This is a genomic window from Pirellula sp. SH-Sr6A, assembly GCF_001610875.1.
Classification (GTDB): domain Bacteria; phylum Planctomycetota; class Planctomycetia; order Pirellulales; family Pirellulaceae; genus JBKCUI01.
Genome location: NZ_CP011272.1, coordinates 5,067,723 through 5,094,712, shown reverse-complemented (window position 1 = coordinate 5,094,712; position 26,990 = coordinate 5,067,723). Strand labels below are relative to the sequence as shown.

The window sequence follows — 26,990 nt, the reverse complement described above, 5'->3', positions numbered from 1 at the left end:
AGCGAAATCCAACCGCTGGGTTGAATCGGCATTCCCCACGAATCTGATCCAATAATGTATATTCGGTTAGATCTTGTAGGGGGGGTTGTAAATGAAGCGTTGGTCAACGTTGCTGTGTACGCATAAGTTCCTGGCCCAATTCTGCACTCAAGCGAATCACCTAAAGAGAAATTAAAGCCGGTGATTACACTCGACCACGTAGCACCACTCACCAATTGAGCACGATCAGCCCACGATGTCCCATCGCCTGCCCCTGCCGATGTCGTTGAAAACCATCGAGTCACCACTGCCATGCTATGTCCTCGTCACCGTGAGAGTGAGTACCGCGACATTTACGGTCGATGCTGATTCGACTTCGAGCTTGATGTAGTCCCCAGCGTTCAATGCGGTGGTCCATCCGGTCAGCGTCGACGATTGAGCCTTGACCTGGGAGGCGAGCGTGGGCTTTGCGGCCGCGACGATCGAATCCCCGTTCGTCGGTGGGAAGTTCGCGTACGAGTCCTTCCAGACGTCTATTACGATCGATCCGGATGCGTTCGCGACGAGCTCCCAGCCGGTGATTGTGCAGTTGTAAGGCACGCGGAAGAGGAGCGACTTTTCACCGACTGCGATCACAGAGCCTCCCCCATCGATCAGGAATGTTATGGCTCCATTGGTGATGCGCGCATCGTTCGAAGCGACAGCATCGGTAATCCCGTATCCCGCGAGCGTTGTTGGTTTGCTGAGGATCGACGACCAGGGCGGGCTCGTGGTGATCCTTCGAATCACGCCAGCATCGTTGATGAACTTGGCGATCTCGTTTGTGAGAGTGTTCTTAACGAGACGCCCTAAGCCAGTAGCAATATCAAGCGTGCTCGGATCGCCCGCAAGGGTTTGGAACGCCGAGGTGATGACGGCCGCTTCGAGATTCGCGAATGCGGAGTCCCCGCTGTTGCGTGCTTGGAGCGAGCCTGCGTTGTTCTTAAGGCGAACATTGGTACCGAGTTGGATTTGCCCGATTGGGAAATCAACTAGGCCTGACTGTCCAAAGATCGTTTGGACGGCAGTTGTCACGCCCGTGATGGTAGGAGTCACCATGAACGAGGTGTTTACTTCGCAAAGCGACGAGCCAATCACGCTTCCGATGGTGCTGCGGATTGCAAAGGACGGCGACCCAGATACCAAACCGTTGGTCCCGCCAGTCTTGAAGCTAAGAATGTTTCGGTAGTGCCCTGATACCGGAGTCGCCGGGGCGGACAGCGTTCCTCCGAGGTACGCGACCTCGAATCCCGTTTGCGAAACCGCACTCGCGAATGCCCCATAGTCATAGACTCGCACGCCGGTTCGATCGCCTGTGTTTACGGGAAGGATCGAGACTGAGCGAGCTGATTGGCCCGCCATTCCAATCCCAAGGAGACCTCGATTGATTTCCACGTTGCCCGTGTTGCCGCGAATCGCGAGGTCATCGGTTAAGCCGGAGTAGTCATTTTGGCCCGTACCGATAGATGGGCTGGCAGATATTACGATGTCACCGTAGATCGCACTGCCAGAGTAAGTACGACCACTGATCGCACCCGCGATGTAGCCACCGACCTGACTTAAGAACCCAAGCCTGGCATTTGATGGCGTACCAAAGTTGCCGCCAGTATCAGAAATGATTTGCAACTCGCCTAACCGCGTCTTGCGGTAGAACGCGTTGGCCGAATCGCGAACCTCCAGCGCGGCAGCACCCACGTTCCAGCGCAGAAGATGCCCGGCCGCTCCACCGATTTGGAGGGTTCCCGTGATAGACCCGTTACCACTAGCGTTGAGGTCCCCAAGCTCCAGGCCTGCGCGGGCTAAGTCGTCGTTGGTGTTGAGGCGAAATACTTGCCCCGTCGATTGGCGAATTCGAGGACCGAGCAATCCGCCGATCACCACGGACGCGTTGAAAACCTGGCTCGCAATGAATGCGTTGACGGTATCTAAGCGAGGGATGTTGGCCGATAGTCTTGCATCGGAGATCGTTCCGCTAAGCTTGCTCGCCGCGATCGCGTTAATCCACGCTGGATCCGAGTAAGAGAAGTCGCTGCGGACAACCTGGGGCGAGAGCCGTGCGTTTGCGAGCGTGCCGGTGATGAGATCGGATGCGGAGCCAGACGTCGCGATGGGTGCGAGGTTTGCTGTTGGAGTGTATGCAGCGAGGGCGGCGGTGATTGCCGATTGCACATCCTCATTAGTGAGTCCACCCTGACGAGGTATGCCTGGGGTTACTCCCATTTCTCAAGCTCCCTTAATCTCACCGAAACGTCGTCGCGGGATCTCCAGAACTCGTTCCGTTCTCCAAGCAAGGAAGTTTGCTCTTCAAGACCAATAGATCGACTCGATGTCGCAGCGTTGTATGCGGGGAATGTCACTGGCCCAACGTCATAGCAGACCCCAACTTCCTTGATCCATCGAACATCGAAGGACTTACCTTCGGTCTTGATCGTTTCCCAGATGGTTACCGACGGATAGAAAGAGAAGCTCGATCCTGTCACGTCGCCACGCGTTAGCTTTTCGGCTACGCTCTGCCACTGCGGGTCGTTCGGCGATTCATCGCACTCGTAATAAAGTCCGATCCCATCGGTATTGATGCGGCATGTGCCTGAAAGAGTTCGACCTAAGACGTAGTTCATATCGTGATTGAACAAGCATCGAACATCCTGGCCTTCCTTGATGACGCGGTCAAAGGCTCCGGGCATGATCCTCTCCACCAAATCATCCCAAAGCCAATACTCCGTCTGAGGATCCGACTCGCTATAAAACACGGCGCCATACCCACGAATGACATTCGAGTCGCTCGTGGCGTTACGCTTTTGGATCACCAACCTACGTTCGGTCGATGTCGGATGTGGTACAGAGAAACGTCGATGGTGCATCATTGCTTTTCACCCTTCAGGAGTTTGTCGATCCATTGTTGGCTGCTCGCCTCGGCTTGGACGCGAAGGCTAGACGCGTCCAGTCCGAGAAGCGAGTCAAACCACTCGTTCGCCTCGTTCGCATATGTTGATCCGACGAGGGACGAAACGTTTCTCATGACGTTCTCGACGATCGCGACGACGTTCTGTCGATCTTCCTCGAGAGGCTTGTTGCGATCGCTGCGTATGCAGATCCGATTGATCGCTCGACCAAAAGCCTCCTCGAGGAGAGCTCGATATGCGGTACGGTGAGATGGATGGACGCGAGAAGTGCGTTTGCGGCGTCGAGATCTGAAACCCGTTTCCGCGGAAACGCCTGGCTCGATCGGTTGCAGGTTTAGAGGGATATACTTGGTGTCGCCTCCCTCGTAACTGTCGTAGTTCTCCCAGCCTCGTGTTTCGTTTGGTGAGAATCGCCCCGACTGAATCCCGGTGATGGCGATAGTATTTCGAGTCAGCGCGTCCGCCCACAACAACGCATTGATGTTGTTTTCGATGTACATTCCTGCATCACGTTCCTCTTGCGTTAGAAGCTTGGTGGTGCATTCGGCAGCATTTCCAACTAGCCAATGGGACAACGCCCCGTCGTGGTAGTTCTGCTTGTCCGCCTCGAGAGAGTTATGACTCACCGAGTCTTTCAGACCCAACCTCGATGGAGGGAGGTTGTACATTCGGGCAACTTCGCGAACCTGGTCCTCCTTCAATTGCGGTAGCTGGGCTTTTTGTGGATCCACCTGGGTGGATATCCATTGCATTGCATCGCGAATCACGAGTGTTTTAAAGGCTTTGTCGGACCCCGCGAATTTCTCGTCGATCTCCTTTTGAGTCTTTTTGACTTTGTTGGGATTGGTACCCTGCTTCACCTGCAGAATGCCGCCCGCACTCATGTTGTTCTTGAAGAACCTTGCTTCGAATTGCTTGGCTGCCAGAGCGGTCGAGAAATCCTGTCGGAAGCATCGGATCACGTGGGCGCCCGCGATGCCATCGATCGACAGTCCCTCGAGGTGGAGAATGTCGTCTTTCGAAAATGTTCGTGTACCGCGTCGGGTTTGAGTTCGGCACACGAGTACTCCGTTCACTCTCTCCAGCCAGGTCCGGTCAGGGAGCAGCTGGTACAGGCCGATCACGTCTCCGCGGTTACTGCGATCAATCCAAGCGTAAGCATTACCCCAAAGCAACGCGGAGGCGAAGTACCGTCTCCAAAACTTGTAGGAGTTGATTTCTTCGTTCGCCATCCCGTAACGATGTACAACCCGCTGCACGGGATGGTCGGTGGCAACCGTTCGCCCCTTTTCAGTCCGACGATAAACGTTGAGAGGAAGCTTCGCACAATCCCCCGATATCATCGAAACGGCTTGGTGTAGTGGTGCATACCCCAATGCCTTAGCTGCGGTGACTGTTGCTCCCGCGTCACCAACGAATGATTCGCCGCTATCAGCGAGCAATGAATCGACAGTCACTGGTTGACTCGGATCTTCAAGGGAACGTGACACCCAAGAAGCAGCTCGGCTTAGTGTTCTTGTAATCCAGTTTCCCATAGTTAATCCAAAGTAAAGACGTCGTCATCGCCGTCGTCATCGACTTCGACTCCGCGACTTGCTACTGTTTGCAACGACATGAGCAATGCTTGAGGTCCATCCACTTTTTGAATGCCCCCTTTTTTGTTCTTCACCAATCGCTTGAACCCGTTGGTGTTGGTGATCGCAACTGCATTTCCCATCTGCCAGGTCATGACGGCATTTCCGTTGTGGCGTATTCGCTGCGCGATAATGCGACGTTCGCATTCCTGGACGACTGGCCCGTAATGAATGATCTGTTGTGGGAACTCGACACGTTCAGCCTCGGTCGCGGCTTCGAGCTCCTGAGTGATGTGCTCAGCTTGATGCGGATCGTAATAGAACTCGTTCACGTGAAACGTACGAATGATCTCCACGAGATCCGCGGTCAGAATGGGATAGTCGATCGACCTGCCGGGAGTGAGCTTAATGAATCCTTGCTCGGACCATCGTAAGTAGTTGATTTGCTTCGCTTGCTTTCGCGCTTCTGCCTCCGGCAGCCAGAACCATATCCTTGTCCAAACGATACCGTTCTGATCTTCAATGGATAATGCAGCGGAAACCGTATCTCGAATCGAAGCCAAGTCGAGCCCCAACGAACTACTAACAGCATCGATCTTCTTTAGGTAATCATCATCGTAGTTCTTGAAGCAATCGATTCGCTTCTTTGCGTTCTTCCGCTCCGTTGGCCCAGCATCCCAATCCTGCAGGCCGCGTGGGAGAGAGGAAGCGATCCAACTATTGGAAGAGGTTGCCCAAATCCCCAGCCGCAATCGTTTGAAATCCGACCATGTCGATGGATCGTCCTTCGCGGCTAAATAGTCGGCGCGGAAGGTACTTAGTTTGAGTGGGGAATCTCTGTCGGTACCGAGTGAAGGGTTCGCCTTCTTCCAGTTCTCTTCGTCATGTGGGTCATCGTCCTGGCTAAGTCCATACACGGTACCGAGAAACGTTTCGTCGATCACGCGCCCGCAATTCACATCGACCGCATGGTCGTGTGTGTATTTGCAAACGTTTTCGCCCTCTTCCCCTGCGGTGGTACAGGCGATGAATGCGCCCTCCGGCTGTGAAGCAAGCATCCACTTTAATGCGTTGTAAAACTCGAATCCTTTCCATCGGTGGAACTCGTCCGCCAAGCAATGGCCATTCACGCCGTCTGCCGATGCTGGATCCGCAGCGATCACTTCCCACGTGGAGTCTCCATACTCGACGGTGTAGAAGCCCTCGAGCTTCTTAATCTTGCAGGCTTCTTCGAGTGTCGGGCTGTTGCGAATCTGCCGAATGGCATGTATTAAACACTTCTGTGCTTGCTTCTTCGTTGTCGCTGCGAGGTACAAAGCGATCTGACGCATTACCCCGCCGAACCCAACAGAATCAGCGAACAGCAAGTAGTTTCCGAGCAACGATAGGAATGGCGTCTTACCGTTCTTTTTCGGGAGCTCGAGGTACCACATTCGATACCGACGGACCCAGAAACCCCACTCTTCGCTGTACTTGACCCAGCCGAAGAATTGCGAAGAACAGACACCTTGCCATGGCGTGAGCCTGAACGGTTGACCAGCCCACGCACCTTCTGTAAGAGTTCCGTGTTGATCTGCGAACTCTAGCCAATGGTCGGCTCTACGTTGATCGAAGACACAACCTTCGAGCATTGCTCGCTCGTCGGCTTCCTCCCCAGATCCCTCGCGAACATACTTGAGCCACCCTTCGCGACGCGCTTTGTTCCGAAGCGATAGAAGGTTGGTACTGTTCGGCTTTTGGCTTTTAGGACCGATCACCGGTCGTACTTCCTATGGGCGAATGCTTGGATGGCTGCTCCTTTGTTCGAAGGAATGCCGCCGTGCTTTCGCATTTGAGCGAGACTAAATGGATGTAAACCAAACTTGGGCCAAAGTTTCTGAAGGGTCGTGAGCGCCTTCTCTCTCATACGAACTTGGGGCGACTCGGACTCGTATCCACTTTCGGATGTGAACGTTGCTCGCGAAGGGTCCTCGATCAGCCACTTTGTCAGGGTGCGATATTCACCATAGGTCCTACACAATTCGGCAAACGTTTCGAGATGGAGTTCCGTGAGCAAGTTGATTTCCACGAGCTGTGGAGCGATCCGTTCCCAATAAGCAATTCCAATGGGGCAGAGGTCAAAGCCTGCAGGGCTGGGGACCTGCCTGATTGGCTGCGACTTTTTCGCGACTTTGGAAGGCGGCGATTTCTTGACGATCTTCTTGGCCATCTATTCACCTTGTGCGGTCTTGCGGTCGTGGCATCGCTTGCAGAGTGCTTGCCAATTCCATCGGGCCCAGAACAGAGTTTCATCGCCACGATGGGGAGTTATGTGGTCGACAATTGTGGAAGCGATGTAGCGATCGTCTTTTGCACAGTTCACACAGAACGGGTGCTCGCGGAGGAAGCCGATGCGGGCGTTCCTCCACTGTCGATCGTAGCCACGCTTCGCACTGTTTCTGCGAACGGCGGAACGTTTATGAAGTCGACGTGCGCGGTCAGCCAACGCTTTGTGGAGCTTCAATGCAAAGCACCTTCGATGCTTCCGCGGCCGCTTGCAGCTTCAGCTTGGTTACTTTCTCAGGCCCAAAGGCCTTTAGGTATTCGTCGGCCCATGCGACGGATGCCCTGCCTTTAGCCCAGCAAAGCGTAAATCCATAACGCACAATCGATGTTCGATTTGAGCGTATCAGCTCTGCCTCGAAATCTAGCTCGAGCTGCTCGCAGCGACTCTGGAGAGACTTCGCTTCACGCGAGTGTTCAAGTCGCTTCGTATTGCAGCGATGCCATTCCTTCAGTTTCTCTTCGAGAGTCATGCTGTCCTATCGTCTTTCACACGGATGAAAGGGCGGAGTAGATATTCGCACCATCGCCAAAACTCAATCGAGTCTAGAAATGGATTCAGCCAATCTGACATAACACAGTATCGAACTTCGAACGGGCTCCGATGATGTTCACCATGATGCCGAGGACTCTGAAGTACACCAACCTCTTGAAGCATGCGAATGAATGGGCTGCATTTTTGGTGAGCCCAAGCATGAATCTCGTTTGCTTGAGAAACGAATACGAACACCAACGAGGGATACAGTGCGAATGCGATTGCTGCCGGAAGGATGGTTGTCCAATTCCGTGTCCAATAGCCGTTCTGCAGGAATGCAGCTGGTTGTGCGTGGTGCAGGGTATTAGGCTTGGCAATGTACTTGCCAATGATCGGCCAGGATTCTTCGAAGTAGCGATCCTCGATCCAATGCCAGACACCCGAGAGAAAATCAGCGAGCAACCAAGCTACCAAAAGCTCGGTTACAAAAACCATTTGCTGATTCTCTCCTTGAAGACGAAGCCTAGTACTGCACCGTTGAAGAGTCCGAATCCGAATGCTAGGGCGAATAGAAGTATGCTACCCATCCATTGAACCACTGGGCGATCCGGGTTGCGATTCAAGATCCCCGCGTCCGGTTCGGCGGGAGGCTTCTCCTTTGGGGGCTTCCTCCCGAGTTTGCCACCAGTTACGTTCTCGAGGAGATCCTCATCGCCTGGCTCAATATCCTGCGTCGGCCAAGCGGTTCGAACGAAACGCGTTTCCGCGGAATCGCTCACCTCTTTTGCATAGGGGGGCAGCGACTCGAGAGCTTTTGGCAAGCGACCTTGGAGAGCATTCAGGACGAAAGGCATGGATTGACCTAAGCCTTCCCCACCACCGCCCCATGTGAGAAGACCAACAACCTCCGGACCATTTGCCGTGTAATCGATCACGCTCGATCCGGATCGGCCGCCAATTGCCTCCGGGTGCCAAGTGAGAATTTGCCCCTCCGATCGATTGAGCCGCAGTACTTGCAACGATGGCCATTCACACCGGGGGCACCCGTAGGTCGTGATCAGAGTGCTAGTGTCCGGCTGCCGATTCGCCATAGGCACGGGCTTCACGTCGCCCGCGAATCCATCTGCTGCGCGGAGTACTGCAAAGTCCAGCGACATTCCGCGGCCATATCCACTGGCAATAATCGATGCGGTGCTTTTCTCGCTTCGACCGTTGGTTTCCCAACGTTCAACATTGACAGTCCGACCTTTCGTGGTCCCCGCGACGTGGGCGTTCGTAAGGATCAAGGCTCGGCCGGATTTGTCCCGCCCTACTACGGTTCCACTCCCACACACACCGCTGACGGTTACGCGAACCGTTGCCCTGATCACTTGTTCGAAGGGATCGCCTCCTCCAGCGCTCGCTAATTCAGAACGAATTTGATTCGAGCTGGATAAGTCTTTGGAGTCTTCGGCATTGAGCGTGGCGATCGTGATCGCAGCTCCGCTGCTGACGATGGCGGGCGGAGCCGCAACAAGTGGGCATTTTCCCGTCGGACAGTCCAGCACTCGTTGTTGGCCAAAGGCCGTCGATGCCATCAGAACGATTGCACCGATTACTGCAGCGCGCAGCATCTTCTCACCTCTTTCGTTTCGTAAGAACCCTTGAGATTCTCCAGACCGTAGCGCGGTGTATTCCGAATTGTCTTGCGATATCAACCGATCGACTGCCAGCCCTATAGGCAGCAACAACTCGAATTCGATCGAGATTGCTGAGCTGCTTACGTTGGAGCCCAGCCTTGAACCTTTGCCACTGACGAGATCTCACGTTTAAGAATCCGGCGAGGAGTATACAAAGGGCGAGGGGAGTGGTTGCAATGTACCTAAACACCCCCCCCTAAAACACTCTCAAAAATGTGCGCGCCTGCTACGCGGTCAACGCTAATTCGCGGACGCTAAGATTTTGCCCCCCTACCGTCTCGGAGTTCGGCCGTCAGCCTCGTTCCGCATGTGAGGGCAACCGCGGTAGATTCTTTGGTCGGATTCCTCAGGTGACATTGAACTCACCTTGAGAGGTGGACGATACAGCCGCAACGTTAACGCTCTTTGTCGTTCGTTAACGTTCATCATGAGTCTGCATCAAGTTCGATCCAAGCGAGGTTTATCATGGCATCGTCTGCCGCTGCTTTGTTGTCTAAGTCCACCGAGAGCTGGAAGCCTGCCAAGCGACCTGAACTTCCCATCAAGCCTTATTACTCGTCGGGCGGAATCACGCTCTACCATGCTGATTGCCGTCACGTCCTTCCCTATCTCGTCAACTTCGATCTACTCCTCACCGATCCACCCTATGGCATTCGAGCTGACAACTGCGGTGGGAGGAAGCAAGCGAAGAAGGGTAAGGGGACATGGAGAGATTATGGAGACACGGACTGGGACCGCGAACGGCCGCCAGCATCATGCTTCAACCTCATGATGGAGCGGTGCAAGCATCAGATCATTTGGGGCGGCAACTACTTTAGCGACCTGCTCACTCCATCGATGAGATGGTTGGTTTGGGACAAAGGTCAGAGGAACTTCTCCCTCGCAGACTGTGAGTTTGCGTGGACCAACTTCTGGAAGGCGTCACGCATCTTCACCTACCATCGAGCGAAAGCCAATCGCGATGCTCGCGTTCATCCAACGCAAAAGCCATTGGCTCTGATTGAATGGTGCATTGGATTCGCTGCAGGGGTTAAGACCGTATTGGATCCGTTCGCAGGTGGTGGAACCACTCTGGTTGCCTGCAAGAAGTTGGGTATTGAAGCTGTTGGAATCGAACTCAATCAAGTCTACTGCGACAGCATTGTTGAGAGACTCCTCTCGACCAATCAAGAATCTCAGTAGCCATTAATCCAAGTAGGGAAAACACGATTCGGAGAAGTCGCTCTTCCGCACCTGTTGGATTTGAACGTATAATTCCAAGAATACTCCAATACAGAATCGGACGAACAACATGAAAAGAGTTGAATCCATACGAGAGCTTCCGAGAGGGTTTCGTGAGTTCTCTCCTCCCGCTGAACCAGATTCAATTTGGTCTGTACTTTCCGAGTGTATTGAAGCAGCTCGACGCGTTGGCGCTTCATTTGTCTCTGTCGAAGAAAACTATCATGGTCGAAAGACCAAGATTTCAATGCGAGTCCCTCAGGCGGGAGAATGACGGCGATCAGGCTTGCTAGTGAGCAAACTATTGGTAAATGAAGTATCGCGAACTTGCTCAATCATTGAGTATGCTTCGAACCGGAAAACTAGAACCCCTTTGTTCAGCTGTCGAAAATCTCAACGTAAATTGCCGTGCAAAAGGAAAAACTAACTATGGAAGCTTTGATGGGAGCCGTGCAAGCGGCCATTGGCGTTGCGGGGAAGATACTTGAGTTTTCATCGGCGGCGAGTTTGGCTGACCTCAAGAATGCAATCGCCGATCTAAGGCTTCAGCTTGCGGATATCAGATTGCAGGCGGCTGACCTCATCGAAGAAAATCGAGAGATGGCAAGAACCATTAAGGAACTGCAATCGCCACCGAGTGTGGTTGCTCGCGACAATTGTTATTTCACCAAGGAAGGAGACGGACCGTTTTGCGTGGGATGCCACGATTCTAAGAGGCAAATGATCAGGCTTCTTTCCGTCGGGGGAGAGGAGAAGCAGTTTTCTGACCTTCGATATCGATGTCCTGTATGCAAAACCACCGTCTATTGATATCAGTCAAGGTCCTAACACCTGCCAATTGGCGTGGTACCGGAAAGGGAGAAGCAAAACGTGGAAATCATTGGTGTTCTGGTGTTAAGCTTGGTGATCTTCGTCTTTGGATGGAGTCTGCTGAGTCGCCACTATTGGAAATCGCTTTGTCAGCAAAAGTGCGACCATTTGCGTGACGTAGACGCCGATTTGGATCGCACTCGCTACAGACTCAGTCAGGCTGAGAGGAGCCTAGAAAGGTTTCATAAACTGGAGCGTGCGTATAGTGAATTGTCGCGTTCCTAGTAGTGCGGTTCAAGTCTCAGAGTTGGAGAGTGAAAGTGCGGCAGTACACCGAATCCTATACAACGCTGCAGATGCGCCGGAAAGTGAGCAGCTCAGATTGGCAGATTTGGGCGAAGCCTTGCGACGAAAGGTTGCGACCTGCCGAGTTGCTTGCGTATCAAGGCAAGATGCTAGAAGCGATCGAACTTGCTGAGAAGATTTGGGTCGAGATAAACGGTTCGATGCTAGGTGTCGAGTTTCGTTGCCTTACAAAGGCATCAACTGTAACAGCGAGTTACCCGCTTCATGAGGGTTGGGCAACTATAAATTGAGAACTATAGAGATTGCTGAGTTGGAAAGGGATGAATTGCCCAAAAGTAATCAATAGACCACCCAGTTCATTTTGTTCGAAGGATGACCAAGAATATGCGGTGTGTTATGTGGCTCTTGAGTAGGATATCTCGCAAGTCAAAGATGACGGAGCATGAGCGAAAAATCAGCAAAGTTAATGACTTGATTCTCGCTGAGGTGCAAAAAATCGTTCGACTTAAAAAGAAGCGGTCTTGATCATCGCATGTTTGGTTGGTGATTTCGTTGTCGCTTTCAGTACCAGAAGCTTTTGTTTGCATTTAATGGAGTTGTCATGAGTTCTAGTTCGAATCAATCCGAGGCAGGAAGTTTCTTCATTGTTTCAGGAGCAGTCCTGTTCCTGGGTGCCTCATTCATGTCGTTTTGCCTGTGGTTCTTTCCTACCTACGCCGTCTGGCGATCGGGTCAGAGCGGCAAGGCTACTCTTATGCGAGCCGAGCAAGAGAAGCAAATTCAGATTGAGCAAGCCAAGGCCGAATTGGAATCTGCCAAGCTCCGAGCCGAGGCGATCGCGATTGTTGGTGAAGCTTCGAAGAAGTATCCCGAGTATCGAACACAAGAGTTCATCGGTGCATTTGCTGATGCGGTCAAGTCGGGGCAGGTCGAGCAAATCATCTACGTTCCCACGGAGGCAAACATTCCGATTGTTGAATCTGGACGGTTCCGAAATCAATAGCCGTCAGCAAGCAATGATGCCACGAGAGATACTCGACCGACCAGTGCAACCCGTTCCAAGGCGAAACGAGCGCTCGACGATAGGAGACCCGGTGCACATGGCAGCGTACGAAGTCTACTCGCACGTGTTCCAGCCACAGCAAGCCTTAATAGAAGGGAATTGCCGTGGCGGGTTTGGAATTGGTGAGCTAATTGCGTTCTTGTACGCGCGTAGCTTTCCGAAGTCTGAATGGAAGCAACGAGTAGAAGAAGCACTCGACGGGAATAAGAATCTTTAAGTGCTCAGTTGCCGCATCGACTCAAAGATACGTCAGCTTCCACGTCGGATGGTAGCAGCCAGCCCACTTGTCACCATCCAACAGAATGCGAATGTAGCCGCCCCTTGCGGACTTGATGGTCCCATACCGTGGTCCTCCAAGTCCGCCTGTGTAGAGTACTCTTCCGCCTCGCTTCGCAGGAACGTGATATAGCATTCGAATCCGTTGCATCATGCGATTGCCTTTGGAATCGAGAGCGATTTCTTTGAATCATGCGATCGCAAAACGAATTCCACAAGTTCCGATTTCTTGGAGACCGACGGTTGGAGCTTTAGTTCGGTGCACAGCTTCAGCAACTGTTCTGTGGTATGTCGGCCGAGCCATACTCCCAGGAGTTGCTTCTGCGGTCCTTGCTCTTGTTGGGCCTCTCGCCAGAAATCAATCATGCCTACGGAGCATCGCTTGGCGAGTGCCTTCACCAAATGATCTTGAATGTGCGGAAGCTTCTCAAGGTCCGGAAGTTCCCCCTTTGCCGAAAGGCCTTCAGGAGATCGTTCTTTCGAACTCACCGGCCAAAGCATCAGCCGCCACATCGACACGATCGTTGTGGTGTTCGCGGTTATTGGCATCTTCGCCGGTGGTCCCCAAGCACCTTTGATAGGCTTAGTTTCGATATCGCATTCCGCGAACGACCAATCTGCGAGATGGTCGAATCGATTGGACTGAAGGTAAGCCCGGAGAAGGAATGGAAACGTTGTCATCATGTCCGCTCCGAGGGCACTGTGAGTCAATTGAAGCCGGAGAGCCATCGACCCCCACTTTGCGGAGTAGTCCTTGAGGCGTTTATTTGCTTCAATGCGCTTTGAGCTCTCTTCGGCAGCTTTGTCCTCTGATGACAGCGGCTTCTCGATATCGCCCGCAGACACCTTGCCATTGGGAAGTCGGTTTCGCTTCTCGAAGATTCTCTTTACAAGAGGCTTTTGTAGTTCGTCCCACAGGTCGCAGTTGAATGTGACGACCATCTTCTCGCCGTTGTCGCTGAATGTCGCCGGAACCAGCTGCACCATTTGCTCCTCGGTTGGAGTGAATAGCATCTTGTGATGGCCCCAGTACCCCTGGACTAGATTCCCCGTCGATCTTTCGCGCTCGTCCATAGGTCGTGTGTGTTGATCGAACAGTCGCTCGAGCCAATAGGGCCATCCCTCTTCTGCGATGAGATCAGCCCTTGAATCGTCGTCCCGTAACTCAGACTCGATCTCGCTCATGAATTCGTCATGGTCGACGAACGGAATCAACTTCCTGGCAGCTCGTTCACTTAGCTTTCCGTTCTTGACCATATCACGAATCGACTTTGGAAGCCGAAGCATACGGAGTGCGTTCTTCGTTCCGCTCTCACTTTGAAACCCGACGGCCTTGCCGGCGGCAAGTCTATTGAGTCCGGAGCCGCCTTGTTCGATGGGTTGCATGAGCAGGACGATGAGCTCTGCCCGTTCAATAGGATCGAGATCACGCCGGTTGCTGTTTGCGGCTGCCATGCGTACCAAGGCGTCCGGCGTTTCCTCGGAAACGATCGTCGCTCTGATTGATGTTTTGCCAAGCTTTCCCAACGCTCGAAATCGTCGCTCGCCACTTAACAGTTCGTAGGGGTACTTTGAATCATTCGTAGCTCGCACGGTCGCTGGCTCCAGCTGTCCGAGCTCGTGGATCGACTCGGCGAGCTCGTCGATCGAGTTGTCATTCCAAAGCTTGCGGTTGTTCGCGTGCGGCCGGATCTTCGACAACGGTATGTCGTGGATTTCATTCGCATGGGCGAGCTCGCGCAGCTGTTCGGATCCGGAAACTTCCTCCCACTTTGGTTCGGTGCTTTTGTTTTTGATCGGCTTGGTTGTCTTGCGTTTTGCTGTTGTGGATGCCATAGTTCAATTGTCCTTTCGGGGATGCCATGGGGTCGTGAGGTGAAGTCTCACGGCCCTTTTTTGATGAGACGAAATGTGGAGTACTTAGCTGGGCGCGTCGCGGGTTCGACGGCCAAAGCTCGCGATCAGTTGGCGTTCTTCATCGTTGAAGCCGGTGGCTCGTTGTTCGGGAGCCACTTGAATCTTTGATCGTAGATCTTCCCGAGCGGCTTTGCGGTAAGCCTGGCTGGTGTCCTGTGGATTGTGTCGAGCTGACAGCCAACCACGCTCGATGGGAATCTTTGGCGAAGCAGCAGAGACCCGAGCGAACAAAGCATACAGCGGGCTATCCCAGCGACGAGGGTTCTCTTTTAGAAGCTTGTGGTAGTGCTCGATCAACGCTTGAATATGATTCGGATCGCACCCTCGTTGTCGCGCTGATTCGACAGCCTGCTTCGCCTGTCCGATATCGAGTTTTGTAAGTTCCACCTCCACCTCCTCGAAGCTCCCAGGGGAGGAGGGGGAATTAGGGATAGAGGGATATATAGTGTCTGCCGTCGGCGCTACGGGTGTTGATACGGGTGTTGATACCGTAGCGCTACCCGTAGCGCTACCGGTGGCGCCACCCGTAGCGCGAGCCTCCCAAACCTCGGAAACTTGGGGATGCGACTTGTTCCATTTCTCGCTCGCGGAATGGATCTCATCGAAGTTCACCTGGATGGTCAATCCTGTAATCAAACCACCATCGGTTGTTATGCCCCTACGGAGCAAACCTAAATCGCGAAGGGTACGGACAGCGGCCGGTATCGAGGACTTCTCGCAAAGTACATCTTCGTCAGTCGCCAATTCTTCTCGCGAACGATGGAGGGATTCCAGCCCAGCCACTTTGGCTACCAATCGCAGAATCTTTCCCGCAACGGTGTTCAATCCGATCCTGTGATACCGCAATGCGTCCTCAGTCATTCTGAGCAGTTTCCGCCTTGCGCTCAGTTTTGCAGCTTCGTCCTGCGCTTTCCCAAATTGATGATCAAAGAGCGAGTAGTCCGGCTCCTGATTTGCTCGTTTCATCGTTTGTACCTCCGGCATCATGTCGGGATGGTGTGTTGTAACTCGCGTTGTAAAACGGCACTTTTGCAACGCTTAATCCTTGGAAACAATAGTCCTACTGAGACTATGGTTTACAGTACTTTTGATGTAGCATGCTCGGCACGTGGAGACGTGCCTCTAGCGGTCTCAAAGATCACAGATCCCTGAGTCAGTGGCGCACAACGAACGGTCCAAGCCGAAGCTCAGTTTTTGCGAACACCGTTGTTCACCGAAGTCGAATTGTCCGAACAGTCCGCGATCTCACTCAGGCGTTTTCGAACACGCGAGGAATGCTCATTCGGATTGATCGTCGCGAAAATCGATCGCTAGGGGCTCATGATCACCTCCCTCTCTTCAAGCCATGTCATGGCTGCGGGGACGTTGACATACATTCGGTTCCAATCTTCACCGAATATCCATCTGCAGAGTGCTTCACATTGGCGGAGAGCCAATCCAAAGCGTTGATCGGGCAATGTGCCCATGCAGTTCCAGTAGTACGACCGATCGAATAATCGGCCTATCGCCACATTGGCAGATTGTGTCCAGGAGCATCTTGCATGCTGAACCTTACCTCGAATGTTGATATTGCGAGGCTGTACTTCGATTCTAGAGAGTCGCCGTATTGGCTCGTGAAACACATGTTTTCCTAGCTTCCATCGCTTCAGTTCGACGAATAGTGAGCTGTATACTCCAGTGCCGCAGCACTTCCAGCATTCATCGGCGACGACGGCGTCAAACCCATGAAATATGCCATCGCCTCCACACGTCCAACATTCGTGATCGATGCGTTGCACGTCGTATCCATCTTCGATGCCGAAGCGATGGCAAAGCATCGATTTGATGCAATAGAACTCCATGCGCAACATAGGAGCGGTGTTGGCTGCCCAGAGCACGTGGGCAATTCGATTGACTCGTTCATCGATCATTCCGGATGCTTCCTTTCTTGTTCGCGCGTGCAGAAAGCTGCTAGGCCGTCACTCCGGGCGGCGTTCTAACGTCCAGCTCAATGCAGCCATGCACGAGTGAATCCACGTCGAAATGCGGGGCAAAGATTCTCGCACCGCGATACTTGAAATCCTCCCTTGCCTCGTGTTCGAGTGCAGTCAATACCGCGTTGAAAGCAGTTTGTACGATTTCGCTCTTGGTGGCATACCTATCGATGAACCACTTGCGTCCAAACTGCGTGTCAGGAATGGAAGTCTTCGAATCGATCGCCTCGAAGCAGACTTGTATTAGAAATGATTGGCCTACCTGCCAAACCCGGAACTTCCAGTCCTTGAAAGCCACCTCTTTGAGAACCATCTTGAGTGACTCTATGGTATGCCATTTGTGAATTTTGATTCGCATCGTTTATGTTTCCTTTGCGTAGCGCGAGCACGGCCGATCGAATTGCTTAGGCCAGCTTGGTGGGATAATCGCAACGTTAGTTCGTTACGTCGACTAGCTAGTCGACATCGAATTGAGACGAAAAGATAGCTTCTCCTCGGTATCTAAATTGTTCTCTCGCATCGTGCTCGATCGCATGCAAAACAGCCTTCAAAGCCGTCTGAACAATTTCGCTTTTGGTCGAGAACTTCGAGACATACCACTTGCGCCCGAAACGTTCCGGAGGTTCGGCTATTTTCGGATCGATCGCAGTGAGGCAGACTTCCATCAGAAATCCTTCGCCTCTCTTGCGGACCTTAAATTGCCGATTTCGGAAGGTTATCTCTTTTAGAATCGAGTAGATTGACTCCATGGTCTGGCATCTAGCATTCTTCATTTGCATTTCCTTTGCATAACGCGAGTACGGCCGTGGTAATTGCTTCCGCCAACTTCTGCGGATTGTCCCCACGGTAAATCGTTACATCGACCAGCTTGGCTAGCTTCGCTGGCATCTTGACGCCCTGATCAACGATTGCGACGATCGGCTTGTCGTAGGCCACAGCTGCCCCCAGCTGAATTGCGGTGGTAGTGGAGATGTCATCTCCCGCTCCAACCGTAAGAACGACCACGGAAGCTCGTTTTAGTAAAGCAAACCTTTGGTCGAGTGAGTCCTCCTTCGGGAGATCCATCGCTACCATGACTGCGATACCTTTCGTCGTTTTAAGTCTCGTTGCACCTGTCGGTCGAGTCGTCGGCAATGATCCGGATGCTGCGATCGCATTCGTGCGATGAATCGCGACTCCACGGGAGATAGAGCTCGCTTGCTGAGCTCTGAGTGCGTCAGCGCGGAAAGATAGATCTCGACCCGATGTGGATCCATTCGGTCGGAAGTGATTGTGGACATGTTATTCGTTACCTCCAGAAATTTTCTCTCCCGGACTCATCGCCGGGCGTAGATCATCAACACACCAGATTTCAGTCCGAACCCTCGTTCCGGACTTGATCGTTACCTCAACACAGTCGCGTATCAGTAGACTTTGGTTTGTTACCGTTCCTCTGCCGCACACTCGCGAAAGATGACGTTGCCTCGATCGCACGAACACAACCGTTCCGAGCGCCGGCTGCCAGCCAGAATCCTCTCGCTCGAATGCTCTCTGTCGCGGGGTCTTGCTCATGACGCTAACCTCTCGAGTAGCGAATCGTCGATCGACAAGTAGTTTCGACGAGCGACGGCCGGAGAATGCCCGAGGAGCAATCCAGCCTGATGCTCGGTGATGGTCGGATCCGCAGCAAGTTGGTTCGCACGAGTCGCTCGAAACGCGTTATATGGAGGCTTCCATCTGGGGACACCCACGCGATCTTGTAATTCGTAGAGCCATTCGTAGCAGTTGTTCTCGGTGATCCTCGAGAGCACCCGATCGCCTGGGCCCAGCCCTCGGAGCAGATCGGGCAGATACTCGCGAATTGCAGGGTAGATCGGGTTGATGCGAACGCGGTTGTTCTTGCTCTCCTGCAGGAGGATTCGGTTGCGATTCAACTCGACATCACACGCACGCAGGGTCAGCCCCTCGCGCAGCCTGCAGCCGGTCCATTGAACAAACCTCAGCCAGTATCGTTCCTCCGTCGTGCGGCAGGACGCGACCAATTGGTCAATCCATTCCCATTGAACGGTATCTTTCTCGCGAGGGGCAATCGATCGATTCAGTGCATCACATGGATTTGTGCCGAGCGTGTCCGGATTTCGTGTTCGTAGCCATTCGAAGAACAAGTTCCAATGCTTCGCGTGCCGAGCGAGTGTGTTCTCGACATAGTGATGCTCTTCACCGAGGTCGACGATAAGATCGGAGAGACACCCCTCATCGATGCGACTCACGTCGTTGCCGCAGCGAAGCAGCTTGCGAACGTCGCGAAGCACAGCTTCGTCCGTTGCGACGCTCGTGTTCATCTCCTGCCGAGCTGCTTCGTATTCGTCGATCCATTCCGCTAGCGCAAGCTGAGCCGGTTCGCACCCATTCGATTGCTTCTCGAGAAGGCGCGATTGCAAATACTCGAACTGTTTCCGCGGAATCGATTTGAGCCAATCCGCGGTAGATCGAGGTATCGGAGCCTCCGATCGCTGTGCCTCGAGTATCCGCTCCACATGTCGCTTCATGCCCGACCATTCGCGATCGCTGAGACGGAATCGACCCAAGCTCAACGTGTCTTGTCTACCCTCGCGAGGACCGCAGTAGTGGCGAAAGATGATTTGATGTCGTTGGTCACGGCAAAACATCGATTACCTCCGGTGCCGGCAGCCGAGCTAGATTGCGACGATCGACGAGCTTGGCCTGCTGCGTCTCGAGAAGGGCGCCCACGCCGTTAGAGAGCGTTTCCCAGGCAGCACGATTGAAATTGGATTTGCTCCAGGCACACGTCGCCCAAAGGAACCCTTTGGATTCGAAATTCGCGTAGACGAAATCGTTCTCGTGCTCCACGTGAACCTTTCGCACATCAACCGCCAGCGTCTTCAGCAATCTCAAGAACGCGTCGGGATCAACGTTTACTCTCGTGAGCGACTTCGAGCAGCCAGAGACCGATATTGAAACGAGATCTCCCCGCTTGAGTCTCGCAACCAAGAGGACATCGCTCGCCGAGATCAATTGTTTTTGAACGTCTGCGATACGCTTCATGGCTTCACCTTCGCACCGAGGGCTTTCAAGAGCTCGATGACGTCGCGACGTGTTCGATACTTTCGGCCGCCGAGCGCTAGACCGCTGGGCATCGGGAAAGTCTTACGGCTTGTAAGAACATGAAACTCCAGGGGATGACTAAGAACGCAACGGAGCCACAAAAACGCTTCATCCGTCTCCTTGATCCCAAAATCGATGTATTGAAAACCGTTCCATCGGTCGGAGCCCAACGAACCACCGATTTCCATGAGCCATGATTTGGACACTCGTTCGACAGCGAAAGCCATCGGAATCGGCGGTTCGATCGCGACCTTAATACGCGTTCTTGATGATTGCATGAAATGCCTCCGTTTCCATGCGAGAGGGTGGATTCAGCCATACGAATCGATAAAGGTCGCTTCCATTCGGATGCAGCGCCTTGAATCCCATCGAACGGAAAAAGATTTGCGTTCGGACCAAATCATCGGGAACTGCAGCCAGGATCTTGCTGCGTTTGCAGGCCTCCACGGATCGCTTGACCCCTTGGATAAGTCGAGTTCCCAGACCGCTTCGCTGATGGTCAGGATCGACTGCGATTCGGTAGATGGCGATGTAGTCCCTGGAGTGTCCCAGAATCGAATAGGCTACGACGCAGCCATCCTGACAAAGCACGCATCCGGAGACATGCCCCTCTCCGAGCAATCTGGTGATCTGCTGCAGCGAATATGGTTGGAACGAAGGATGTTTTGAAAAACGAAACGCCTTACGTTCAATTCTCGCGACTGCCTCGATGTCGGAGCGAAGCATCCATCTCCAGCGAGCTTGGGACTGTGTGGTGTCACGAGGAGCTTCCATTGCTGCCTCCTGCCGCGACGGATCGCGTGAGTTCGCGAAGATAGATAACAACTTCGGGAGGAGCATCGAAGCTAAGAAGAACTCCCTGGTCATTGAAATTGACGACCCAAATCGTCACATCAATCTTTCCGATCTTCAGGAGAAAGTTTTCTTTGCGGACCCTCCTCACGACCGCAGCGATTTCTCCTTCTCCAACGGCCGAGTCATCTACAGCACTGATTTGCAGCAGAACCGCATCGCCGTTCCTGCAGATCAACCTGAGGTTGATTCGGATTTCGTCAGCGACCAAGATGATCGACTGACCCACCCTGCGTCTAAGGGATAGCATGACGCCTCCTCCATGTTGGGGACTCTGAAAATCCTGCATCGCCAGTCCTTGCGAACTGGCGATGCAGGTTGCAAGTTGCACTCGGTGCAACTAGGAGTTAAGCCCTCAACACGCTTTCGCTAGTCACGCCCGAAATCTCGCTAGGCGTGTTGAGAGCAAACCACCGGCAGGATTCGAACCTGCGACCTTCCCCGCTTCGGCCGTGGCGCGGCAAAGAATGGGGACGCTCTTCCATCTGAGCTACGGCAGCGAAACTTCGACGAGACGGAATCCCATCGCACCAAACGGCACCCGAAGTCCGATAGTCTTTTGATTCATGGAGCAAACCTGGACCGATGAGCCTCTTTCAGCGACAACGCTTATGGACTCGCTCGAACGCGAGCGATGCTTCGCTCGCGAAGGCCTCGGTGCGTCTGCAGAACGCATTGCCTCTCGAAACGCTTTCAGTCCGGATGTCGCTGGTTTGGTGAGCATTCTGAATCTTCGACAATGGAAATCGAAACCAAGCCACCTGCGGGAGTCGAACCCGCGCCGGTCCCAGTAGGAGGAAAGGGACTGCTCGACCGACAGAGCTAAGGCGGCTACCCGATGTGAATTGGAGTCATCGGGGCTTGGCCTGATTCAGAAATCGCGTTGACGCGCCCAGTACGTCGAAGGCGATGAGGCAAAGATCGCGGACCGCGCGGCCCAGAAACGAACAAAGCCCGCTGAATCAGGTTCAGCGGGCTAGAGTGTGGAGTATTCCCCACATGGAGTCAACTGGGTCCGGTGAGTTTTGTGGGAATTTCCCCACAATTTTTAATCGTCGATCCTAATTCGTTTTCCGCACGCATGAACCAAGCGGCTGACATATTCGAAGCTCGGAGAATGCTTGTAACTATCATTCACAAACCGCGAAAGAAAGTCCCGTGGCACGTCTGCCCTCATCGCAAGCGAGGTGACGGTTTCACCATTCGAAGAGAGAAACGCCTTCACTTCGTCGCGAATTGCGTCTAACTCGCTTAGGCTCGTAACAGTTGGCATATCGATCATCCCTCTGAGAATACTGTCTCAAGAACCGTTAGGCAAATAGAGTTCAACATTTCGAATTCCATTCGAACCATGTTCTGGATGCCCATTCAAAGTCGAGTAATCGGCGGCCATCAGACGTCTTCAGGTAGGAACGAACGCAAATCTGTGACATCCACATAGTGGCTGATACCACGGACGAAGTCCGACAAGCGGTGATGTTCGACATCAGATAGCCGTCCGCTCCGATACTCTTCTGAAATGGACTCAACTAACACACGTTCCGAATTGCCGGCAGCCTTGTACAACTTGGCAAAAGCTTTCTCAAAATCGGCATTCGATTTGAATTGCTTACCGCAAAGAATGTGATTGCGAATAGTGTTGTGACAGGAATCAAAACGAGTGCGAATGGAATTTGCTAATGCTTCAAGTCGCTCTACGCCAGCATCGGTTATCTCAAGAACTTGAAGAGCCGAGGGCGTATCTTCATCGATTGAGAGAGAGAAAGGCTGTACCCTGAGGAATCCACTTTTTGCAAGAACTCGACAGCGGTGACGAATAGTTTCAGCATCAGCGGAGCGGACGCATATTTCATCTGATGAAATTGGACAGCAGCCTCTAGCCAGTTGAAGAATTGCAAAATCGAGCGAGTCACTCAAGGCTTCCCCTCCGTAGTCACATAGTGACTAGTTGCCCTAACGCAACTCACGTTCCTGCAAAAGTTGCGTCGGTAAATCCACTGATTACAGTGGTCAGGGCCGGGATCGAACCGGCGACACATGGATTTTCAGTCCATTGCTCTACCTACTGAGCTACCTGACCAACGGACAAGGGCAAAAAATCAACCCAAAGGGAGGCACTGCCCGCGTCTGTGAAGGGAATGTATGGGCAAAAACCTACTTTGTCAATTCACCCTCCCTATGTTTGTCAAGAAGTGCCGCGGGAGGTAATCTTTACGCATAGTCGTAACGGTCCTTTCGACGCTTATCCCCCCCTTTTCACTTGTCCGGAGACGCGCGTGGCTCTTGAATTGTTCCGACGCCGGGATCGTTTATCCCTCCACGTGTTCGCTTGCATTGTTCTTTTCGGCTGGCTCGCAGTCGGCGGCCGCTCGCCCGCCCTCGCTCAGAAATACGATCCGCAGCACCCAGTCGTGCTCGAGATGGTCAAGCGGGGGCTGGATTACCTTTCTAAAACGGCTCCTTCCTCCTACGGCGAAGGAGGAACGATGCTGGCCGCTTTGGCCATTTACAAAGCCGACCCAGAGGCCACTCCGGACCACCCACGCATCAAGGCGGGGCTGCAGCAAGCTGTCGAGATCGCGCGGAGCATGTCCGGCAATTCGTTTCAGTGGGGGCACGATTCGATGTATTCGGTCCCTGTCGCGGGAATGCTCCTCACCTCGGTCGACCCTGCGATGTACAGCGCGGAAATCAAAACCATCCGCGACGTTTTAATCGGAGTGCAACGCCCCAACGGCGGATTTGGCTACATGATCGAGAGCCCTTACAAAACCGCTGGCTCGGGTGATATCTCGCAAACCCAATACGTCATGCTGTGCCTCTGGACGATGAGCCAAGCCAATATCGAAGTCCCCCAAGAGCCCGTGCGACGTTGTTTGCAGTTCCTCGCGTCGGCACAAAAGAACGACGGCGGCTGGGCCTACCAAGCTCCCGATCCCAACGGGCAGAACAGCAGCGTTACCAACTCCCTCACTGCCGCTGGATTCTCAGGTTACTTGATCGCCGGTGACACGCTCGGGTTGTTTCGCAGCAAATGGGCTCAGAACCAAGAGGAAGAAGGAATCGTTCCAACAGCTTTCCAACGCGTCGATCCGGATGAAAAGAAAAAAAAGGCCGCTGCTGTCGATAAGTCCCAAGTGGAAACGGTGGTGAAGCGCGCGGAAAATTGGTTCAATACCCATCCGTATCAGCGAGCGATGTGGCACTACTACTACGTCTACAGCAAAGAACGATACGAGTCCTTTCTCGAGATCACCAAAGGAAAAAAGGAAAAGAGTCCAGACTGGTATAACGACGGAGTCGAAGCTCTGATCGCCGCTCAAGACGCTTCGGGAGGCTGGGGGATGAAGGGTGGAGATGTCGATGGTTCCCTGGGACCCGATATCTGCACCAGCTTCGCAATCCTGTTCCTGATTCGCAGTACCCAAAAAGCGATCGGTGAGTTGCACGACGATGTTTTGCTGGGAGGTCAGGGGTTACCGGACGATCCCACCTCTGTGGTGGTCAAGAACGGAAAGTTGATGAACCGAACCGCGGCCACGAATATCGACGACGCATTGAAGATGCTCGAAGACAGTTCAAAGGTGGATGGCAAGGACGGGTTGATCCCCGATCAAATGGTCTTGCCCAAGGATCCTAAGGAGCGCAAAGACCAGCTCAATCGGTTCGCTCGGTTGATGAATTCGCGCGATGCGGCCACTCGGAAGTTCGCCGCAAGGCTTCTAGGGCGGGGAGATGATCTCGATTTCGTCCCTTCGCTCATTTATGGCCTGACCGACCCCGATGCTGCCGTTGCTCGCTACTCCGAAGCGTCCTTGCGATTGATTTCTCGGCAACTTGACACGTATCACTTGCCGCGAGACGGAGAGATCAACTCGAATCATCGCACCACGGCTGTGCTCCGCTGGAGGCAGTGGTATCTCACCGTTCGACCTGATTACGTATTTGTCGACTGATTCACGCTCCTGAGCACCTATGAACAAAGCATCCAAACCCAATACCGCGAGCGTCTTTGAGATCGACGAGAGCTCGATGCGCGCGAATAGCGTGGATCGCGTCTCCAGCCTGCTTACCAGTTTGCTCGTCTTGGTCGGGCTGGCTGTCGCGATGCTAGGCCTGCTCTTCTTTCTGCGGATGGCTTCGTCGCACGCGGAAGTTATTCAGCTAGAGCCTGAACGAATCTCTGGCCGAGGAGACAACGCGCCAGGTTTCGAACGCGATTTTGACCCACCGACGCCTGACGAAGTCGAACAACTCAATGAACCTGCGATGGAGTCAACGTTGCAAATGGTCTCCGAGGCCATCAACAACATCTCCGATGTGATGGAGAGTCTCGAGAGCGCTAACAGTTCCGCCAATGGTCGCGGCGACAACCGGCAAGCGGGGCCTGAAGGGGAAGGGGACGATTTGGTGCCCCGACACGAACGTTGGGATTTGAAATTCCAAGCGCGCGACAAACGGGGATATGCGATCCAGTTGGATTTCTTCAAGATCGAGATCGGTGCTTATGGGGGCACGTCTCCCAATGTGGACTACGTCTCCAATCTCGCATCGCAGCCGGTGAAACGAACCGGTTCTCCGAAAGCCGACAAACGTTTGTACTTCTTGAGTATTACCGAAGGGGTCCTCAAGCAATACGACAAGCAGTTCTTGCAATCGGCCGGTGTCAATCTCGGAAGCAGGCCTCCCATCAAATTCATTCCACCTGAAACCGAAGAGCTCCTCGCTCAAGCAGAGGCTCGCTACTTCAAAGAAAAGCGGAGCCCGAACATTCGCATCGCCGAGATCGCCAAGACCGTATTCGAATGCAGACCCGCTGCAGTCGGCAAAGGTTTCGAGTTTGTCGTCGTGGATCAACGCTATCGCAACGCAGGAAAGAAGTAGTACCAGCTGATATGGACTCACCCGCATCCCGCGTCACGGTCAAAACGCTTCAAAACATGAAACAGAAGGGTCAGCCGATTACGATGCTGACCGCTTACGATTTTCCCACCGCGCAGCTTTTGGACGAATCGGGGATCGATTGCATTCTCGTCGGTGACTCCCTCGGAATGGTCGTCCAAGGAAAAACGACCACCGTACCCGTTACCGTGGAAGAAATGATCTATCACGGCGAGATGGTCACGCGAGCCACTCGCAGAGCCATGGTAATCGTCGATTTACCTTTTCCGGTTGGTCAACTGGGAGTAACGCATACCGTATCGGTAGCGGCCGAGATCATGAAAAAGACGCAATGCCACGGAGTGAAGATGGAGGGGGGGCATCAGCAGTCCGACTCGATCCGCGCCATGGTCGATGCGGGGATACCCACCATCGCCCACATCGGACTTCGTCCCCAAAGCGTTCACGCATTGGGAGGGTATCGTGTTCAAAGAAATGGGGAGCAGCTTTTGGCGGACGCCAAAGCGGCGGTGGATGCAGGAGCATTCGCCGTCCTGATCGAATGCGTTCCTGCGGATTTAGCCGAGCAAGTCACCCAATCGATTGCAATCCCAACGATCGGGATCGGCGCCGGCAAGGGATGCGATGGTCAAGTGCTCGTGACCAACGATATGCTTGGCTGGAACAGCGGTTACGTCCCCAAATTCGTGCGGCAGTTTGCAGACTTGCGGTCCCAAGCGACGAGGGCCGTGGAACGGTATCGCGAGGAAGTCAAGCAACGTACCTTTCCCGGTCCCGATGAATCGATGAAGTAATCTAGCGAGGAATAAGCCATGTCCAAGGTGCAACGATCGAACTCGAATTCTTCAACTCTTGGTAGCGTCTCTGCGGTGCTCATGGGAGCGGCCAGCGTATTGTTCACCGGAAGTGGGACCGTGGTAGCTCAAGAGTCCGGAGCGAAGGCTGCTGTTCAACCAGGTGCGGAAGCTATCCCCAAGGTGGGGGAGAAAGCGACCGATTACCAATGGACGGAACTCAGTGGTCAAGAACTGTCCCTTGCAGAGCTGCAGAAGAAAGGGCCGGTTGTCATCGCCTTGCTCCGAGGTTATCCCGGTTATCAATGCCCAGCCTGCACCAAGCAAGTGGGGGATTTGGTCAGTCACTCCAAAGAGTTCGAGAGCCGTGGAGCTAGCGTGGTCCTCGTGTACCCGGGGGCGGTGAAGGATCTTAAATCCAAGGGGAAGGAGTTCTTGGGAAAGACCGAGCTACCTGGGCACTTCCATTTTGTACTCGACCAAGACTACGGATTTACGTCTCGCTATGGATTGCGATGGGAGGCGGAGGCCGAAACGTCTTATCCGTCGACACTTGTCATTGGGAAAGACGGCAAGGTCCTTTATTCGAAGATCAGTCGAACGCACGGCGGTCGGGCGGAGGCCAAGGAAGTTTTGGCCGCGATTCCCCAGTAGTGGTCACTCATTGCCCGTTGGCTGCGCCCATCCGTAGCATTCTTTTGTAGCGCTCATGCGCAGCGCCCCGCCAGGGATGGGATTGTTTGGTTGTGGACGGAAAGCAAGCTTCCTCGCTTTCCGATCTTTTTTGGGGCCTGTTGAAA

Annotated in this window: 32 protein-coding genes and 3 tRNA genes; 8 read left to right on the top strand and 27 right to left on the bottom strand. The window is 53.5% G+C overall.

Annotation, left to right across the window (positions count from 1 at the left end):
* Positions 1-294 precede the first annotated feature (294 nt).
* From VN12_RS19820 to VN12_RS26855, 10 genes are all read right to left on the bottom strand, one after another.
* Entirely contained in the window at positions 295-2,238 is a 1,944-nt protein-coding gene (locus VN12_RS19820) for a hypothetical protein (RefSeq protein WP_146678438.1), read from the bottom strand.
* Positions 2,229-2,882 carry an HK97 family phage prohead protease gene (locus VN12_RS19815; RefSeq protein WP_146678437.1) on the bottom strand — a complete coding sequence of 218 codons (654 nt, stop codon included), beginning with the start codon at positions 2,880-2,882 and terminating at the stop codon, positions 2,229-2,231. Before VN12_RS19815 ends, VN12_RS19820 begins: the two co-directional genes overlap by 10 nt.
* The gene (locus VN12_RS19810) at positions 2,879-4,378 is read right to left on the bottom strand and encodes a phage portal protein (protein WP_168164518.1); all 1,500 of its coding nucleotides are present in this window, start codon (positions 4,376-4,378) and stop codon (positions 2,879-2,881) included. Before VN12_RS19810 ends, VN12_RS19815 begins: the two co-directional genes overlap by 4 nt.
* An 80-nt stretch (positions 4,379-4,458) precedes the next feature.
* On the bottom strand, positions 4,459-6,252 hold the full coding sequence (locus VN12_RS19805) for a terminase TerL endonuclease subunit (protein ID WP_146678435.1): 1,794 nt from the start codon (positions 6,250-6,252) through the stop codon (positions 4,459-4,461).
* Positions 6,249-6,704, bottom strand: coding sequence for a P27 family phage terminase small subunit (locus VN12_RS19800; RefSeq protein WP_146678434.1), 456 nt, complete (start codon positions 6,702-6,704; stop codon positions 6,249-6,251). Before VN12_RS19800 ends, VN12_RS19805 begins: the two co-directional genes overlap by 4 nt.
* Positions 6,705-6,857: an HNH endonuclease gene (locus VN12_RS26860; protein WP_409994286.1), complete on the bottom strand. Its 153-nt coding sequence runs from the start codon at positions 6,855-6,857 to the stop codon at positions 6,705-6,707.
* Between the two features lie 115 nt (positions 6,858-6,972).
* Positions 6,973-7,290, bottom strand: coding sequence for a hypothetical protein (locus VN12_RS19790; protein ID WP_146678432.1), 318 nt, complete (start codon positions 7,288-7,290; stop codon positions 6,973-6,975).
* A complete protein-coding gene (locus VN12_RS19785) occupies positions 7,287-7,787 on the bottom strand; it encodes a fatty acid desaturase CarF family protein (protein ID WP_146678431.1) in 501 nt (166 codons plus the stop codon). Before VN12_RS19785 ends, VN12_RS19790 begins: the two co-directional genes overlap by 4 nt.
* Entirely contained in the window at positions 7,775-8,905 is a 1,131-nt protein-coding gene (locus tag VN12_RS19780; RefSeq protein ID WP_146678430.1) for a trypsin-like peptidase domain-containing protein, read from the bottom strand. The genes VN12_RS19785 and VN12_RS19780 overlap by 13 nt, the downstream gene beginning before the upstream one ends.
* Before the next feature lie 4 nt (positions 8,906-8,909).
* Complete coding sequence (locus VN12_RS26855) at positions 8,910-9,098, bottom strand: helix-turn-helix domain-containing protein (protein WP_168164517.1); 189 nt, start codon at positions 9,096-9,098, stop codon at positions 8,910-8,912.
* 338 nt (positions 9,099-9,436) lie between these two features.
* Here VN12_RS26855 and VN12_RS19770 point away from each other — a divergent pair, with 338 nt between their 5' ends.
* The 4 genes from VN12_RS19770 (at position 9,437) to VN12_RS19755 (ending at position 12,588) form a co-directional block, all read left to right on the top strand.
* Positions 9,437-10,153 (top strand): DNA-methyltransferase, encoded by a 717-nt coding sequence (locus tag VN12_RS19770; RefSeq protein WP_146678428.1) that lies wholly within the window; start codon positions 9,437-9,439, stop codon positions 10,151-10,153.
* 468 nt (positions 10,154-10,621) lie between these two features.
* Positions 10,622-11,002, top strand: a complete 381-nt coding sequence (locus VN12_RS19765) for a hypothetical protein (protein WP_146678427.1) — start codon at positions 10,622-10,624, stop codon at positions 11,000-11,002.
* Positions 11,003-11,909: 907 nt separating this feature from the next.
* Complete coding sequence (locus VN12_RS19760; protein ID WP_146678426.1) at positions 11,910-12,311, top strand: hypothetical protein; 402 nt, start codon at positions 11,910-11,912, stop codon at positions 12,309-12,311.
* A gap of 97 nt (positions 12,312-12,408) precedes the next feature.
* Positions 12,409-12,588 (top strand): hypothetical protein, encoded by a 180-nt coding sequence (locus VN12_RS19755; RefSeq protein ID WP_146678425.1) that lies wholly within the window; start codon positions 12,409-12,411, stop codon positions 12,586-12,588.
* Between the two features lie 21 nt (positions 12,589-12,609).
* On the opposite strand, the gene VN12_RS19750 is transcribed toward VN12_RS19755, so the two are convergent.
* From VN12_RS19750 to VN12_RS19675, 17 genes are all read right to left on the bottom strand, one after another.
* Positions 12,610-12,801, bottom strand: a complete 192-nt coding sequence (locus VN12_RS19750; RefSeq protein WP_146678424.1) for a hypothetical protein — start codon at positions 12,799-12,801, stop codon at positions 12,610-12,612.
* On the bottom strand, positions 12,798-14,483 hold the full coding sequence (locus VN12_RS19745) for a ParB/RepB/Spo0J family partition protein (RefSeq protein ID WP_146678423.1): 1,686 nt from the start codon (positions 14,481-14,483) through the stop codon (positions 12,798-12,800). The genes VN12_RS19750 and VN12_RS19745 overlap by 4 nt, the downstream gene beginning before the upstream one ends.
* 84 nt (positions 14,484-14,567) lie before the next feature.
* Entirely contained in the window at positions 14,568-15,530 is a 963-nt protein-coding gene (locus VN12_RS19740) for a hypothetical protein (RefSeq protein WP_146678422.1), read from the bottom strand.
* Between the two features lie 344 nt (positions 15,531-15,874).
* A complete protein-coding gene (locus tag VN12_RS19735) occupies positions 15,875-16,474 on the bottom strand; it encodes a hypothetical protein (RefSeq protein ID WP_146678421.1) in 600 nt (199 codons plus the stop codon).
* 40 nt (positions 16,475-16,514) lie between these two features.
* On the bottom strand, positions 16,515-16,895 hold the full coding sequence (locus tag VN12_RS19730; RefSeq protein WP_146678420.1) for a hypothetical protein: 381 nt from the start codon (positions 16,893-16,895) through the stop codon (positions 16,515-16,517).
* A gap of 97 nt (positions 16,896-16,992) precedes the next feature.
* Complete coding sequence (locus tag VN12_RS19725) at positions 16,993-17,310, bottom strand: hypothetical protein (protein WP_146678419.1); 318 nt, start codon at positions 17,308-17,310, stop codon at positions 16,993-16,995.
* Positions 17,297-17,602 (bottom strand): hypothetical protein, encoded by a 306-nt coding sequence (locus tag VN12_RS19720; protein ID WP_146678418.1) that lies wholly within the window; start codon positions 17,600-17,602, stop codon positions 17,297-17,299. The genes VN12_RS19725 and VN12_RS19720 overlap by 14 nt, the downstream gene beginning before the upstream one ends.
* Before the next feature lie 482 nt (positions 17,603-18,084).
* Positions 18,085-19,185: a tyrosine-type recombinase/integrase gene (locus VN12_RS19715; RefSeq protein ID WP_146678417.1), complete on the bottom strand. Its 1,101-nt coding sequence runs from the start codon at positions 19,183-19,185 to the stop codon at positions 18,085-18,087.
* Positions 19,172-19,582 (bottom strand): hypothetical protein, encoded by a 411-nt coding sequence (locus tag VN12_RS19710; RefSeq protein WP_146678416.1) that lies wholly within the window; start codon positions 19,580-19,582, stop codon positions 19,172-19,174. Before VN12_RS19710 ends, VN12_RS19715 begins: the two co-directional genes overlap by 14 nt.
* Positions 19,579-19,920 (bottom strand): hypothetical protein, encoded by a 342-nt coding sequence (locus tag VN12_RS19705; RefSeq protein WP_146678415.1) that lies wholly within the window; start codon positions 19,918-19,920, stop codon positions 19,579-19,581. The genes VN12_RS19710 and VN12_RS19705 overlap by 4 nt, the downstream gene beginning before the upstream one ends.
* Positions 19,895-20,416, bottom strand: a complete 522-nt coding sequence (locus tag VN12_RS19700; RefSeq protein WP_168164516.1) for a GNAT family N-acetyltransferase — start codon at positions 20,414-20,416, stop codon at positions 19,895-19,897. Before VN12_RS19700 ends, VN12_RS19705 begins: the two co-directional genes overlap by 26 nt.
* Positions 20,400-20,744 (bottom strand): hypothetical protein, encoded by a 345-nt coding sequence (locus tag VN12_RS25945; RefSeq protein WP_168164515.1) that lies wholly within the window; start codon positions 20,742-20,744, stop codon positions 20,400-20,402. The genes VN12_RS19700 and VN12_RS25945 overlap by 17 nt, the downstream gene beginning before the upstream one ends.
* A 158-nt stretch (positions 20,745-20,902) precedes the next feature.
* Positions 20,903-20,994: transfer RNA gene (locus VN12_RS19695), tRNA-OTHER, on the bottom strand.
* Between the two features lie 255 nt (positions 20,995-21,249).
* Positions 21,250-21,326, bottom strand: a tRNA-OTHER gene (locus VN12_RS19690).
* Positions 21,327-21,542: 216 nt separating this feature from the next.
* Entirely contained in the window at positions 21,543-21,767 is a 225-nt protein-coding gene (locus VN12_RS19685; RefSeq protein ID WP_146678413.1) for a helix-turn-helix transcriptional regulator, read from the bottom strand.
* A 119-nt stretch (positions 21,768-21,886) separates the two neighbouring features.
* A complete protein-coding gene (locus VN12_RS19680) occupies positions 21,887-22,411 on the bottom strand; it encodes a hypothetical protein (protein WP_146678412.1) in 525 nt (174 codons plus the stop codon).
* A 90-nt stretch (positions 22,412-22,501) separates the two neighbouring features.
* Positions 22,502-22,574: transfer RNA gene (locus VN12_RS19675), tRNA-Phe, on the bottom strand.
* Between the two features lie 196 nt (positions 22,575-22,770).
* On the opposite strand from VN12_RS19675, the gene VN12_RS19670 reads away from it, so the two are divergent.
* The 4 genes from VN12_RS19670 to VN12_RS19655 are packed head-to-tail and all read left to right on the top strand — an operon-like array spanning position 22,771 to position 26,844.
* Positions 22,771-24,450 carry a prenyltransferase/squalene oxidase repeat-containing protein gene (locus VN12_RS19670; RefSeq protein WP_168164514.1) on the top strand — a complete coding sequence of 560 codons (1,680 nt, stop codon included), beginning with the start codon at positions 22,771-22,773 and terminating at the stop codon, positions 24,448-24,450.
* A 19-nt stretch (positions 24,451-24,469) separates the two neighbouring features.
* On the top strand, positions 24,470-25,378 hold the full coding sequence (locus VN12_RS19665) for a hypothetical protein (protein WP_146678410.1): 909 nt from the start codon (positions 24,470-24,472) through the stop codon (positions 25,376-25,378).
* Between the two features lie 11 nt (positions 25,379-25,389).
* The gene (gene panB, locus VN12_RS19660) at positions 25,390-26,190 is read left to right on the top strand and encodes a 3-methyl-2-oxobutanoate hydroxymethyltransferase (protein ID WP_146678409.1); all 801 of its coding nucleotides are present in this window, start codon (positions 25,390-25,392) and stop codon (positions 26,188-26,190) included.
* An 18-nt stretch (positions 26,191-26,208) separates the two neighbouring features.
* A complete protein-coding gene (locus VN12_RS19655) occupies positions 26,209-26,844 on the top strand; it encodes a peroxiredoxin family protein (protein ID WP_146678408.1) in 636 nt (211 codons plus the stop codon).
* The last annotated feature ends 146 nt before the right edge of the window (positions 26,845-26,990 follow it).

What these genes read in the sequence shown, in the direction of transcription:
- VN12_RS19820 (WP_146678438.1), bottom strand. Translation starts at nt 2,238, where the DNA reads ATGGGAGTAACCCCAGGCATACCTCGTCAGGGTGGACTCACTAATGAG.
- VN12_RS19815 (WP_146678437.1), bottom strand. Translation starts at nt 2,882, where the DNA reads ATGATGCACCATCGACGTTTCTCTGTACCACATCCGACATCGACCGAA.
- VN12_RS19800 (WP_146678434.1), bottom strand. Translation starts at nt 6,704, where the DNA reads ATGGCCAAGAAGATCGTCAAGAAATCGCCGCCTTCCAAAGTCGCGAAA.
- VN12_RS19790 (WP_146678432.1), bottom strand. Translation starts at nt 7,290, where the DNA reads ATGACTCTCGAAGAGAAACTGAAGGAATGGCATCGCTGCAATACGAAG.
- VN12_RS19785 (WP_146678431.1), bottom strand. Translation starts at nt 7,787, where the DNA reads ATGGTTTTTGTAACCGAGCTTTTGGTAGCTTGGTTGCTCGCTGATTTT.
- VN12_RS19780 (WP_146678430.1), bottom strand. Translation starts at nt 8,905, where the DNA reads ATGCTGCGCGCTGCAGTAATCGGTGCAATCGTTCTGATGGCATCGACG.
- VN12_RS19770 (WP_146678428.1), top strand. Translation starts at nt 9,437, where the DNA reads ATGGCATCGTCTGCCGCTGCTTTGTTGTCTAAGTCCACCGAGAGCTGG.
- VN12_RS19765 (WP_146678427.1), top strand. Translation starts at nt 10,622, where the DNA reads ATGGAAGCTTTGATGGGAGCCGTGCAAGCGGCCATTGGCGTTGCGGGG.
- VN12_RS19760 (WP_146678426.1), top strand. Translation starts at nt 11,910, where the DNA reads ATGAGTTCTAGTTCGAATCAATCCGAGGCAGGAAGTTTCTTCATTGTT.
- VN12_RS19755 (WP_146678425.1), top strand. Translation starts at nt 12,409, where the DNA reads ATGGCAGCGTACGAAGTCTACTCGCACGTGTTCCAGCCACAGCAAGCC.
- VN12_RS19750 (WP_146678424.1), bottom strand. Translation starts at nt 12,801, where the DNA reads ATGATGCAACGGATTCGAATGCTATATCACGTTCCTGCGAAGCGAGGC.
- VN12_RS19745 (WP_146678423.1), bottom strand. Translation starts at nt 14,483, where the DNA reads ATGGCATCCACAACAGCAAAACGCAAGACAACCAAGCCGATCAAAAAC.
- VN12_RS19740 (WP_146678422.1), bottom strand. Translation starts at nt 15,530, where the DNA reads ATGAAACGAGCAAATCAGGAGCCGGACTACTCGCTCTTTGATCATCAA.
- VN12_RS19735 (WP_146678421.1), bottom strand. Translation starts at nt 16,474, where the DNA reads ATGATCGATGAACGAGTCAATCGAATTGCCCACGTGCTCTGGGCAGCC.
- VN12_RS19730 (WP_146678420.1), bottom strand. Translation starts at nt 16,895, where the DNA reads ATGCGAATCAAAATTCACAAATGGCATACCATAGAGTCACTCAAGATG.
- VN12_RS19725 (WP_146678419.1), bottom strand. Translation starts at nt 17,310, where the DNA reads ATGAAGAATGCTAGATGCCAGACCATGGAGTCAATCTACTCGATTCTA.
- VN12_RS19720 (WP_146678418.1), bottom strand. Translation starts at nt 17,602, where the DNA reads ATGGATCTCCCGAAGGAGGACTCACTCGACCAAAGGTTTGCTTTACTA.
- VN12_RS19715 (WP_146678417.1), bottom strand. Translation starts at nt 19,185, where the DNA reads ATGTTTTGCCGTGACCAACGACATCAAATCATCTTTCGCCACTACTGC.
- VN12_RS19710 (WP_146678416.1), bottom strand. Translation starts at nt 19,582, where the DNA reads ATGAAGCGTATCGCAGACGTTCAAAAACAATTGATCTCGGCGAGCGAT.
- VN12_RS19705 (WP_146678415.1), bottom strand. Translation starts at nt 19,920, where the DNA reads ATGCAATCATCAAGAACGCGTATTAAGGTCGCGATCGAACCGCCGATT.
- VN12_RS19700 (WP_168164516.1), bottom strand. Translation starts at nt 20,416, where the DNA reads ATGGAAGCTCCTCGTGACACCACACAGTCCCAAGCTCGCTGGAGATGG.
- VN12_RS25945 (WP_168164515.1), bottom strand. Translation starts at nt 20,744, where the DNA reads ATGCTATCCCTTAGACGCAGGGTGGGTCAGTCGATCATCTTGGTCGCT.
- VN12_RS19685 (WP_146678413.1), bottom strand. Translation starts at nt 21,767, where the DNA reads ATGCCAACTGTTACGAGCCTAAGCGAGTTAGACGCAATTCGCGACGAA.
- VN12_RS19665 (WP_146678410.1), top strand. Translation starts at nt 24,470, where the DNA reads ATGAACAAAGCATCCAAACCCAATACCGCGAGCGTCTTTGAGATCGAC.
- panB (WP_146678409.1), top strand. Translation starts at nt 25,390, where the DNA reads ATGGACTCACCCGCATCCCGCGTCACGGTCAAAACGCTTCAAAACATG.
- VN12_RS19655 (WP_146678408.1), top strand. Translation starts at nt 26,209, where the DNA reads ATGTCCAAGGTGCAACGATCGAACTCGAATTCTTCAACTCTTGGTAGC.